The organism is Roseibium aggregatum IAM 12614, assembly GCF_000168975.1.
Taxonomy (GTDB): domain Bacteria; phylum Pseudomonadota; class Alphaproteobacteria; order Rhizobiales; family Stappiaceae; genus Roseibium; species Roseibium aggregatum.
In genome coordinates this window covers 160,980-172,251 of the sequence record NZ_AAUW01000016.1, presented here as the reverse complement: position 1 = coordinate 172,251, position 11,272 = coordinate 160,980, and the positions used below count along the sequence as shown (strand labels likewise).

General features: G+C 62.5%; 9 protein-coding genes. 5 read left to right on the top strand and 4 right to left on the bottom strand.

Features of this window, described 5'->3' with window-relative positions; all coding sequences use genetic code 11:
• Positions 1-60: 60 nt before the first annotated feature.
• Genes SIAM614_RS20990 through SIAM614_RS20975 form a run of 4 tightly spaced genes read right to left on the bottom strand, consistent with a single transcriptional unit; the run spans position 61 to position 6,957 of the window.
• A complete protein-coding gene (locus SIAM614_RS20990; protein WP_006937689.1) occupies positions 61-2,136 on the bottom strand; it encodes a hypothetical protein in 2,076 nt (691 codons plus the stop codon).
• 8 nt (positions 2,137-2,144) lie between these two features.
• On the bottom strand, positions 2,145-4,964 hold the full coding sequence (locus SIAM614_RS20985) for a DUF4159 domain-containing protein (protein ID WP_040440706.1): 2,820 nt from the start codon (positions 4,962-4,964) through the stop codon (positions 2,145-2,147).
• 3 nt (positions 4,965-4,967) lie between these two features.
• The gene (locus SIAM614_RS20980; protein ID WP_006937685.1) at positions 4,968-5,903 is read right to left on the bottom strand and encodes a DUF58 domain-containing protein; all 936 of its coding nucleotides are present in this window, start codon (positions 5,901-5,903) and stop codon (positions 4,968-4,970) included.
• A 34-nt stretch (positions 5,904-5,937) separates the two neighbouring features.
• The gene (locus tag SIAM614_RS20975; protein WP_006937683.1) at positions 5,938-6,957 is read right to left on the bottom strand and encodes an AAA family ATPase; all 1,020 of its coding nucleotides are present in this window, start codon (positions 6,955-6,957) and stop codon (positions 5,938-5,940) included.
• A 281-nt stretch (positions 6,958-7,238) separates the two neighbouring features.
• On the opposite strand from SIAM614_RS20975, the gene SIAM614_RS20970 reads away from it, so the two are divergent.
• The 5 genes from SIAM614_RS20970 (at position 7,239) to SIAM614_RS20950 (ending at position 11,266) form a co-directional block, all read left to right on the top strand.
• A complete protein-coding gene (locus SIAM614_RS20970) occupies positions 7,239-7,847 on the top strand; it encodes a DUF1285 domain-containing protein (RefSeq protein ID WP_006937681.1) in 609 nt (202 codons plus the stop codon).
• A gap of 39 nt (positions 7,848-7,886) precedes the next feature.
• Entirely contained in the window at positions 7,887-8,537 is a 651-nt protein-coding gene (locus tag SIAM614_RS20965; RefSeq protein ID WP_006937679.1) for a CoA pyrophosphatase, read from the top strand.
• Positions 8,537-8,797 carry a DUF6111 family protein gene (locus SIAM614_RS20960; RefSeq protein WP_006937677.1) on the top strand — a complete coding sequence of 87 codons (261 nt, stop codon included), beginning with the start codon at positions 8,537-8,539 and terminating at the stop codon, positions 8,795-8,797. The genes SIAM614_RS20965 and SIAM614_RS20960 overlap by 1 nt, the downstream gene beginning before the upstream one ends.
• Positions 8,798-8,802: 5 nt before the next feature.
• Positions 8,803-10,047: a CCA tRNA nucleotidyltransferase gene (locus tag SIAM614_RS20955; RefSeq protein WP_006937675.1), complete on the top strand. Its 1,245-nt coding sequence runs from the start codon at positions 8,803-8,805 to the stop codon at positions 10,045-10,047.
• Positions 10,048-10,156: 109 nt separating this feature from the next.
• Entirely contained in the window at positions 10,157-11,266 is a 1,110-nt protein-coding gene (locus SIAM614_RS20950; RefSeq protein WP_006937673.1) for an HD-GYP domain-containing protein, read from the top strand.
• The last annotated feature ends 6 nt before the right edge of the window (positions 11,267-11,272 follow it).

Here is an 11,272-nt window from a genome sequence, read left to right as displayed (position 1 = left end):
GATCGGTTCGTGGTCAGCTTAAACAGAGTGCCGACCGCCGCAAGGGCGGTCGCACAAAATCTACCGCCCTTCGCGATACCAGGTCAGGGACAGAGCGCCGAGCAGAAGTGCGAGGCCAAGCAGTCCGATCATCAGCGGATAGCGGTCGACGCCGTTGAGGACGCTTGCCTCGGTGGCCTTCAGCCCCAGCCAGCCGTTGCCGGCGTAGCTTGCTGACGGACGCATGGATACGATGCGAGGCACCGTCAGATCGCCGCCGACATCCCGCAAGCGTTCAGACGCGCCGCCCGTTGCTTCGCTGAGCGGTGCCAGCGGTTCTGTGGTGGACAGGACGTCGGTGTATTCACGCGGGTTCTGGGGGCCGACGTGAATGAGAGCGCTCATGTCGCCTTCGGTCACGGAGAAGAGGCCGGTTTCGCCAGCGGGCATGCCGCCCCGCCACAAGCCCGGCTCCTGTTCGGTCAGGACAACCTGCGTGCGGTCTCCCGTCGGGGTCTCGACGGTGACTTCCCCGATGGTCTCGCCCAGGGTCTGGCGTTCAATGACCAGTTCCGGTCCGCGCATGGAGACATTCAGCGCTTCTTCTTCCAGATCCGGTTCCTTCATCAGCCAGTGGGCGAGGCGGCGCAACAGCGGAACATGCGGGCCGCCGCCTTCATATCCGCGCGCCCAGAGCCAGACGTGGTCGGACAGCAGCATGGCCACACGGCCTTCGCCCTCCCGGTTGAGAACCAGCAGAGGCGTGTCGCTGGGGCCGGACATCAGCGTCTGACCGGCGTCGAGTTCGGTGTCGACCACCCGGAACCAGCGGCTCCAGGCCGGTGGGTCCTGCTCGGAGCCGGGAAGACCGCGTGTGACCGGATGGCGCTTGCCCAGATCAGCGAGGGTGGCATGGTAGGGCTGTTCGAGAATGGTGCCGGTCGGACGGGCCGGAAGGATCGGTGCCAGCGGCGTGCGGTAGAGACTGCCGCTTTCGGCATAATCCGGGCCACCGGCCAGCAGCATTGCGCCGCCGTCGCGGACATAACGGGCGATGTTGTCGAAATAGAGCATCGGCAACACACCACGGCGCACGTAGCGGTCGAAGATGATCAGATCGAACTCGTCGATCTTCACCGAGAACAGTTCCCGCGTCGGAAAGGCGATCAGGGAAAGCTGATTGATCGGCGTGCCGTCCTGCTTTTCCGGCGGGCGCAAGATGGTGAAGTGAACCAGATCGACCGAGGCATCGGATTTCAGAAGATTGCGCCAGGTGCGCTCCCCGGCGTGCGGTGAGCCCGAAACAAGCAGCACGCGCAGGTTTTCACGGATGCCGTCAATAGTCACGACCGCCCGGTTGTTGATCGTGGTGAGTTCGTCCGTCAGCTGTTCGGCGTCGAATTCGAAGATGTTGTTGCCGCCGTGGGCGATCTCGACCGGAATGTCGATCTTTTCACCTGTTCGTGCCGTCCGTTCGGTGACGACATCGCCATCGCGTTTAACGGTCAGGCGCACCTGGTCGCCCGGGCCGGTGCCACGGCCCTGATCGACGACAGTCAGGCTGACGATCTGCTCCGAGTCGACAAGGCCAAATCGGGGCGCCTTGTCGAGAACGATGCGGCGGTCGCGTTCGTCCACCGTGCCCGTGATGAGGCCATGAACCGGGGCGTCGAAACCCAGCGCACCGGCATTGGCGGGAATGTCGTGGATCTGGCCATCGGTTACGATGATCGCTCCGCCCACCCGGTCCGGCGGCACGTCTGCAAGGCCGTTGGCAAGCGTCCGGAAAGCTTCCGTTCCATCGCCCGAGCCGGAGTTGCGCGCTTCCAGAACGCGCAGGTCGAACCCGTTCAGCGAGCCGATGCGGCGTTTCAGTTCTTCCACGGCCTCATCGGTCGTCGACTGGCGGTCGGAGAGGCGTTGGCTCTGGCTTTTGTCGACGACGAGGGCGACCACGCTTGAAAGCGGTTCCCTGTCTTCCCGTTCAACCGCGGGATTGGCGAGCGCCAGCAGCAGCAAGGCCATCGTCAGGGTGCGCAGCACCCAGCCTCGCAGGTTGAGGAAACCGGAAAAGGCGGTGAGAAAAACGGCAATGACGCCGCCTGCCACAAGGGCCCAGAGCGGAACGAGGGGATCGAAGGCGAGTGACCAGACCATCTAGTCTCCTATTGTCCCAAACGCTCAAGCAGAGCGGGAATGTGCACCTGGTCGGCCTTGTAGTTGCCTGTCAGGCTGTACATGACGATGTTGACTCCGGAGCGGAAGGCATAGTCGCGCTGCATGGGGCTGTTGGGCACCGTTGGATACATGAACTCGCCGGCCTCCGTGATTGCCCATGCCGCGGCAAAATCGTTGCCGGTGATCAGGATCGGCGAGACGCCGTCCCCCGCCCGCACCGGACGGTCGCCGCGCGCGGCAACTTCTTCCAGACTTTCCACCCACAGGGGGCTGGTCGCGTAACGGCCGGGGAAGGAATCCAGCAGGTAGAAAGCTTTCGTCAGGACGTGATCGGGCGGCACCGGCTCGAGCGGCGGAACGTCCAGATCCTCCAGGATCTCACGAAGCTTCAGCGTTGCCGGTGTGGAGCTAAAGCCGTTGGCTGACGCATTGATGTGGTCGCGGGTATCGAACAGGATCGTGCCGCCATTGCGCATGAAGGTGTCTATGCGGGCAATCGTCTGGTCGTTCGGCTTGTCCGCCGCCGGATCGATCGGCCAGTAGAGCAGCGAGTAGAACGCCAGTTCGTCGCGTTCCATGTCGATGGCAATCGGTGCTCCGGGCTCAAGGGCGGTCCGCTCGGACAGGAATTGGGTCAGGCCCGACAGACCGGCGGCGCTGGCGTCGTCAATTTCCGGATTGCCCGTCAGCACATAGGCCAGGCGGGTGTCTAAGGTCGATTCCAGCGCCAGAAGATCGTCGGAGACCGATTGTGCCCGTGCCGGATCGAGGCCGGCCGTCGCGAGGAGGCTTGCGCCGAAGGCAAATGCAAGCGCCGTGGCTGCGGTTCGCCCGCGCAGTCCCAGCCGGCCAAGGCCTCCGGCCAGCAGGAAGACAGCAATCGTGTCGAGGATCATCAGCAGGAATGCCAGCGTGAAGAACATGGCCCTCAGATCGAAGGGATCGGAGGTCGGATAGGCGGTTCGCACCATCCGCTCGCCCAGCGCCGAAAGGTCGAGCGGTAGAAGCTCGTCATCCTTCTGCATGAGATTGAGCGCACGGAAGCCGTCCTCGGTGCCGTAAAGACCGGGGGGTGTTCTGCGGCTGGCTTCCGCGTCCCGGAAAACAGCCGCGCTGACAGGCGTGACTTCCACCGGTGGCGGACCGAAACGGCCGTAGCCATCAAGCAGGCGCAAGGGGGGAAGCACGCTCTTGGCCGGTGTGCCGTCTTCTGCGGTTTCCGAGGCAGCGGCTACATTGGAAACCGACAGGATCCGGCGCAGCATGTTCAGGAAGACGCCGGACAGCGGCAGGTTGGACCAGGAAGAATCCGCCGTGACGTGGAACAGCACCATCGACCCGGCGCCAAGAGGAGCCGCGGTAACGAGGGGCGTGCCGTCTTCGAGCATGGCCCAGGTCCGTTCAGGCAGATCCGACGTCGGTTCGGCCAGCACCTGCCGTGTCACGGTGACTTCCTCAGGCACCCTGAGGCCGGAGAAGGGCGAGCCTTCCGGAAAGTCCGCCAGATGTTGCGGCTGTTTCCAGCTCAGAGATCCGCCAAGGGAGCGGTCACCGGCGCGCAGGCGCACGGGAATGAGATCGTCACTGCCGCCTGCCGTTCGCGGACCGGCAAAGCGCACCAGCGTGCCGCCATTTTCGATCCAGTCGCGAAGTGTTGCGGTGGTCGTTTCCGGCAGCCGTCCGACATCGGCCAGCACCAGCACGGAAATGCCCTGTTCGATCAGCGATGGCACCGCTTCGGCGATGTCGGCATCGCGCGGGCGGCGAATGTCGGAGAAGGGCGCAAGTGCGCGTTCCAGATAATAAAGCGGCGAGAGCAGCGGTTGATCCAGATCGCCCGACTGACCGGAAATCAGGCCGACCGTGCGCCGGCGCCAACTGTCATCTACCAGTTGGACCGCACCTGCCGCAGCTTCGCCTGCGATTTCGACCCGGGCAATGTCGTTGCGCAATTCGCTCGGCAGCTCGAAACGCGCCTGGGTTTCGGTCTCGCCGGCGTTGAAATTCGTCTGTACCTCGCCCAGAACGAGGCCCTTCAGATCCAGGGCCTGAAGTGTTGCCGAGGTCAGCCGCTGGTTCGGATGCCGGACAACGGTCAACGACAGGGCTTCGGTGTCGTTGTTCAGGTCTTTCAATCCCATGGGTGTGTCCAGCCCGGTCAGCACGGTTATGGGTGCGGTGCCGGTAATCTGGGCAAGATCGGTCAGGAACGGTCCGTTGGTGCTGGTGTTGTCCGACAGCCAGATCACGGCGCCGGGCGGGTTGGCCTGGGCGGCCTTGCGCAGGCCGATGCTGAGTTCGGAGCGCTGCGGCGGATAGGGGCGTGGTTCCAGAGCGCGCAGTTTCTCAAGGGCGGTGGTTGCGGCCTCGGGTGTAAAACTCTGACCGGGGCCTTCCGCAGAAGCTGCAAACAGGATTGGCTGACCGCTCTGCTCGGCTTCCGTCAGGATCTGCTCGGCGGTGTTGACCTGTGCGCCCCACCCTTTGGCGGATGTCCAGCCGTTGTCGACCAGAACCCAAAGAACGCCTTCGCCGGTATCGAGCGGTTCGCTGGAGCGCCAGATCGGTCCGGCCAGCGCGATGATCAGGATCGCCGCCATCAGCAGGCGGAGCAGTGTCAGCCACCACGGGCTGCGCTGCGGCGTTTCCTCATGCTGATCGATGCCGATCAGAAGCCGGGTCGGTGGAAACCGGATTTCGCGCGGGCGTGGCGGCGTCAGTCGCAGCAGCCACCAGATAACCGGAAGCAGCACCAGCGCGGCCAGGATCCAGGGAGCGGTGAAGGTCAGAGGCAATCCTGCGAACACGGGTCAGAAGCCTCCTTTGGGTAACACATCCAGCGCGCCGGACAGGGCGCTGTGAAGCACGAGCAAGGGTTCGGACGCCGGGCGGTCCGTGTGGTGCAGGACATAGGTCCAGCCGGCCCGCCTGGCGATGTCGCGAATTTCCGCCCGGTGAGCTTCCAGTCGGTTGCGGTAATCCTCTCGCCACTTTTCCGCACGCCCGGCCGTCAGCCTGACACCCTGTTCCGGATCCGTAAACTCCACCCTGCCGTCGAACGGGAAGGTTTCTTCGATGGGGTCAAGCACCTGCACCAGGTGACCGCGCGCACCTGTACCGGCAACACGGGCAACCCATGTCGCGATTTCCTCGATCGGATCGAGAAAGTCGGAAACCAGCACAATATCGGCAAAACGCTGCACGGCGATGGTGTCCGGATAGGCGATGGGCTTGGAAAGATGGGTGAGCGCATCTGCCAGTCGCTCGGCGGCGCGGCGGTCGGAAAAGGGCCGTGTCAGGCCGGGCAGTCCGATCCGCTCGCCGGTTTCCGCCAGCATGTCTGCAAGGGCCAGCATCACGACGATGGCCCGGTCACGCTTGGAAACACCTGCAAGGCGGGAGCGGAACACCATGGACGGCGACAGATCCGCCCAGAGCCAGACCGTGTGTGCGGCCTCCCATTCACGTTCGCGGACATAAAGATGGTCATCGCGCGCGGAGCGGCGCCAGTCGATGCGCTTTGCAGGTTCGCCCATGTTGAACGGGCGGAACTGCCAGAAGCTTTCGCCCGGGCCCGCGCGGCGTCTGCCATGCCAGCCGGCGATGACGGAACTGGCGACATGGCTCGCCTCGACCAGCAGGTCCGGCAGGGCATCCGCGACCGACCGTGCCTCGCCGATGACATTCGGCCAGTTGTCGGCATCGATGCCTGTCTGGTTGCTGCCCTGAGTGCTGCTTGAATCCATGCGGCCGGCTTCCTGGCTGGTTAGGGGGAGGGGGTCAGGCGATCAGGTCCTTGACCCGGCGAATGACGTCGCGAACGGTGTGTCCGTCCGCCCTTGCTGCAAACGTCAGCGCCATGCGGTGCTGCAGGACGGGTTCGGCAAGAGCCAGCACGTCATCCACGGAAGGTGCGAGACGGCCGTCGACCAGCGCGCGAGCCCTGACCGTCAGCATGAGCGCCTGACTGGCGCGCGGCCCGGGTCCCCAAGCGATCAGGCTGGTCACATCGGACGGCGCCGAGCTGTTGTCGGGGCGGGCGGACCGCACAAGCTTGAGGATGGCTTCCACCACGGATTCGCCAACCGGCATGCGCCGGACCAGTTGCTGATATTCCATCAGTTCTTCGGCACGCATGGCAACCTGGGCCGTGGCCTGATCGGCGCCGGTGGTCTCCAGCAGAATCCGGCGTTCGGCTTCAAGATCCGGATAGTGGACGTCAATCTGCATCAGGAACCGGTCGAGCTGGGCTTCCGGCAGCGGGTAGGTGCCTTCCTGCTCAAGCGGGTTCTGGGTGGCGAGCACGTGGAAGGGGCGCGGCAGATCGTGCGGGTGGCCGGCAACGGTCACATGGTATTCCTGCATGGCCTGCAGGAGCGCCGACTGGGTGCGAGGGCTGGCGCGGTTGATTTCGTCGGCCATCAGAAGCTGTGAGAACACGGGACCCGGAATGAAGCGGAAAGAGCGGCTGCCATCAGCGCCTTGTTCCATCACTTCGGCGCCCAGAATGTCGGACGGCATCAGGTCCGGCGTGAACTGGATGCGGCGGGCGTCGAGGCCCAGAACGGTGCCGAGCGTTTCCACCAGCTTGGTTTTGGCAAGGCCGGGCACGCCGACCAGAAGGCCGTGACCGCCCGCCAGAATGGTGACCAGCGATTGCTCCACCACATTTTCCTGACCGAAGATGATCCGGGCGATATCGACCTTGGCATCGCTGATGCGGCTGACGGCACGTTCTGCTTGCTCGGCGACGGCGGCGAGATCTTCTTCGCTTGGGCTGGAGGGAGAAATAACGCTCATGGATCACCTTTCCCGCAATCTGCGTTTCGACTGCCTGTCCGGCCCTCGGGCAAACTGCGCCCCTGACCTTTGTTGCTGCGACTCAAGCAGTCTGACACCATATAAATCAGTAGATAAGGCGCAATTGTGCGCCATACAGTGGAAAGGTCCAAGATTCTTTCCAACCTTTGGGGAAAAGGCCGGGTCCACAGACACCTTTGGCCGGGCGATCGATTTCCGTGCAGTGCCGGAATTGTCAAAAGTTCCGGTGCCTTGATGAAGAAAGCAAGGGCGAAATATCCATGGCGGAGACAACCGCAAAAACAGACGCGACATTACCGGAAGGTCTGAAGGCCCTGATCAGCCGGGCGGACACAGGCGGCAAGGGACCGCCGCCGGTGGAGAAGTGGAATCCGCCGTTTTGCGGGGATCTGGACATTCGCATCGCCCGCGATGGCACCTGGTATTATCTCGGATCGCCCATTGGCCGCATGCCATTGGTGAAGCTGTTTGCCTCGGTGCTGCGCAAAGACGAGGACGGCAGGCATTATCTGGTCACGCCGGTCGAAAAGATCGGTATCACCGTTGAAGATGCACCGCTTCTGGCTGTCGAAATGGCCGTCGAAGGCGTAGCGCAGGAGCAGCAGCTCACGCTGCGGACAAATCTCGGTGATCTGGTTGCCGTTGGACCAGATCATTTGCTGCGATTTGAAAAAGAACCGGACAGCGGCGGCCTGAAACCCTATGTTCACGTGAGAGGGCGCCTGGAGGCCTTGTTTACCAGAGCGCTTATGTATCAACTGGCGGATCTTATGGAAGAACGGGAAACAGATGACGGTACCCGGATAGGGGTCTGGAGTGGTGGCCGGTTCTTTCCGGTCGATCCTGCCTTCCTGAGCGTTCAGGACTGACCGAATGATCTGTTGCGCACGACTGGACACCCCGATTGCATGACTGCCTTCCCGACGAAATCCCTTGTCGATCCCGCGGACTGGCCAACCCTGTTCAGGACGCGGCTGGACGATGCGGCGATCCGAGGTTTCGAGCGCGAAACAGGCGACCACATCCTCAACCCCGATCTGGGCCCATATGCAAAATGGGAGGGGCCGCCACGCGATGCCGCGGTTCTTATCGGGATCGTGGAGCGTGGCGATGGCCCCAATGTGGTGCTGACACAGCGTACCGGGCATCTGAAGTCGCATGCCGGACAGGTGGCTCTTCCCGGTGGCAAGATCGATCCGACGGACAACGGGCCGGTCGAGGCGGCGCTGCGCGAGGCGGATGAGGAAATCGGCCTTGCACCTGAGCGCGTCGAGCTTATCGGCAATCTGGCACCCTATCTTACGGGGTCGGGATATCGGGTGGTGCCGGTGGTCGGCACCATTCAGGAGGGGGCGGTCTTCCGTCCCAATCCCGGCGAGGTTGAAAGTGTTTTCGAAGTGCCGTTGGGTTTTTTGATGGATCCCGCGAACCATCAGAAACTCAGCCGCGAGTGGCAGGGGAAACGCCGATACTTCTACGCAATGCCCTTTGGAGAACGTTATATCTGGGGCGTCACCGCGGGCATTATTCGCTCCTTATATGAAACGGTTTACCGCTGATGGTTCGTGTGTTCATTCTACATCTTCTGCTTTTCCTTCTGCCGTTCATCACCTACGGTTTATGGCTGTGGCTGAGCAAACGTAACACCGACCCCGGCCGTTGGTCCGCCAAGCCGTTGGCATGGCTCACGCTTGCCGGCCTGTTGCTGGTGATTGTCGGCCTGGTTGGCATGGCATCCTTCGACCATGCCCCGGAAGGGGCCAACTGGCGGCCGTCGGAAATGCGGGACGGCGTGTTTGTTCCCGGCCGGTACGAATAAACGTCATGAGCGCGACTGCGGATCAGATCCTTCAACAGGCCGATTGGTTGAAATCGCCGGGCATTCAGGCGGTGTTCGCGGCCATTGAGCAAGATGGCGACGAAGCCCGGGTCGTCGGCGGCGCCGTGCGCAACACCCTGCTCGGTCATCCTGTACCGGATGTCGATATCGCGACCACCGCATCGCCCGAAATGGTGATGAAGCGTGCGCGGGCGGCTGGTCTGAAGCCGATCGGAACCGGTATCGATCACGGCACGATCACCGTTGTCAGCAGCGGCTATCCTTATGAGGTTACGACGCTGCGGGAGGACGTGGAAACCTTCGGGCGTCAGGCACGGGTTGTCTTCGGGAGAAACTGGACGCGCGACGCCGAACGCCGGGATTTCACGCTCAACGCACTCTATGTGGACCGTCATGGCCGGTTGCACGATCCGCTTGGCGGATTGGATGATTGCCTCAACAGGCATGTGCGTTTCATCGGCGATCCGGATACGCGCATTCGCGAAGACTATTTGCGCATCCTGCGGTTCTTCCGGATTTATGCGGCCTATGGCGCTGGAGACATGGACGCGGACGGGCTCGGAGCGTGTCTGCGTCAGCGCGACGGCCTGCGGCATCTCTCCGCCGAACGTATCGGCCACGAGATGCGGCGGTTGTTGCGGGCGCCCCTGGCTGCGACGGCGCTGAAACTGTTGAACGATTGCGGTCTTTGGGAAATCGCGACCGGCGGGCTGGCCCGGATAGAAGATTACCTCGCCCTGCGCAGCCTGGAAGGCTCCGCCAGCGAGGTGACCGATCCGGAGCTGGGACTGGTGGTGCTGACCGGTTTTGTGCGCGAAGACGTGGAGCGCGTTTGTGACAGGCTGCGGCTGTCGAATGCAGAACGCGATCGAATGCGCACTGCCTGGGCAGCAATGAGATGTCTTCGCCAGGCGGACAAGCTGCCGGAAGCCGAGGACATGGTCTATCAGTTTGGCCGCCAGGGTGCGATCGACGGCCTACTGGGGCGCTGGGCGGGCTTGCGGGCACAGGGCAAGGATCCTGGCGATGCGTTTGCCGGTTTGCTGGACAGGTTGAGGGAGGTGCCGGTGCCGCAATTTCCCATCAAGGGGGCCGACCTCATTGCGGCCGGTCATGCCCCCGGCCGGGCGCTTGGCGACAGCCTCAAGGCCCTGGAAGCAGATTGGCGCGATAGCGGTTTTTCCCTCACGAGAGATGAGTTGCTTGTGCGTGCCGAGCAGGTGATTTAAGGAAATTTTAGGAGGCACTCCGTCACATCGTCATCGTGATTTCCTTTTGGAAAGGTCTTACGGCTAATCTGCCGTGAGAAAGCGTGTGCGGAAGACTGCGAGGCGGTGAATGGAAATTGTTCTGATATCAGACGGACCGCTTCCGCTTGATTCACCAGTCAGAAAACTTCCGTTTTTCTTTCCGGCGCGCCTGATCGACATGTCCAAGGTGTCTGCAAGGACGGTCGGGGATGGCCGGGCCGCCGTGGTGGAGTTGCTGGATGCGACCGACGCCGGGTTGACGGCTCTCAAGACATCATGGGCCAGCATTGCCGAGATTCCCGTCATCTGCCTGGCGTCCAAGAAAAACCGCCGCGAAGTCATTCAGGCATCCGCACTCGGCAAGACCGAAATCATGGACCGCGACACGCCGCTCGCGCTGCTGGTGCGCAAGCTCAAGCTGATCCTGCACGACGATCCCATTGCCAACGTACCTAGCGGACTTCCGGCAAAGACGCTGGAGGCCTACAAGAAAGGCAATGCCTTTCTGGAAAGCCTTGCGCTGTCTGCAACGGAAGGCTCTAACATTCAGATCAGCCTGATGAACGAAGGGGCGGCAGAAATTCTGTCGGCTCTGGCGCTCGATGGTCTCTCGCCGTGGCTGGACGCCGTGCAGTCACACCACAGCGGCACTTATTGTCATTCCCTGATGGTGGCCGGCATTGCCGGGTCTTTTGCGCAGTATCTCGGCTGGAGCAAGCAGGACTGTCAGGAAGCGATTGCCGGCGGATTGCTGCATGACGTCGGCAAGATGCGGATCCCGCTGACCATCCTCGACAAAGCCGACAAGCTGACGGACACCGAGCGCGCGATCATCGACAAACATCCCAATTTCGGCCGCGAGATCCTGAAGCCGCGGCTCGAGGTGTCTGTCGACATCAAGAAGATGGCCATCCAGCATCACGAGCTTCTGGATGGCTCGGGATATCCGGACGGACTAAAGGGGGAGAGGATCTCGCCCAAAGTCCGGCTGATGACCATTTGCGACATTTTCACCGCGCTTACCGAGAAACGGGCCTACAAGGAAGGCATGCCGGTTCGTGTCGCCATTGGCGTGATGCTGGACATGGGCCGGAAACTGGACCAGGCCATGCTGAAACAATTCGCGCACATGGTTCTGGACCGGGATATGGGAGAAGTCAGCCGGCCGCAGAAAGCGACCGGCACACAGGCCGTTTGAGCCCGC

Coding starts and splice junctions, on each gene's coding strand:
- SIAM614_RS20990 (WP_006937689.1), bottom strand. CDS start 2,136: ATGGTCTGGTCACTCGCCTTCGATCCCCTCGTTCCGCTCTGGGCCCTT.
- SIAM614_RS20980 (WP_006937685.1), bottom strand. CDS start 5,903: ATGGATTCAAGCAGCACTCAGGGCAGCAACCAGACAGGCATCGATGCC.
- SIAM614_RS20975 (WP_006937683.1), bottom strand. CDS start 6,957: ATGAGCGTTATTTCTCCCTCCAGCCCAAGCGAAGAAGATCTCGCCGCC.
- SIAM614_RS20970 (WP_006937681.1), top strand. CDS start 7,239: ATGGCGGAGACAACCGCAAAAACAGACGCGACATTACCGGAAGGTCTG.
- SIAM614_RS20965 (WP_006937679.1), top strand. CDS start 7,887: ATGACTGCCTTCCCGACGAAATCCCTTGTCGATCCCGCGGACTGGCCA.
- SIAM614_RS20960 (WP_006937677.1), top strand. CDS start 8,537: ATGGTTCGTGTGTTCATTCTACATCTTCTGCTTTTCCTTCTGCCGTTC.
- SIAM614_RS20955 (WP_006937675.1), top strand. CDS start 8,803: ATGAGCGCGACTGCGGATCAGATCCTTCAACAGGCCGATTGGTTGAAA.
- SIAM614_RS20950 (WP_006937673.1), top strand. CDS start 10,157: ATGGAAATTGTTCTGATATCAGACGGACCGCTTCCGCTTGATTCACCA.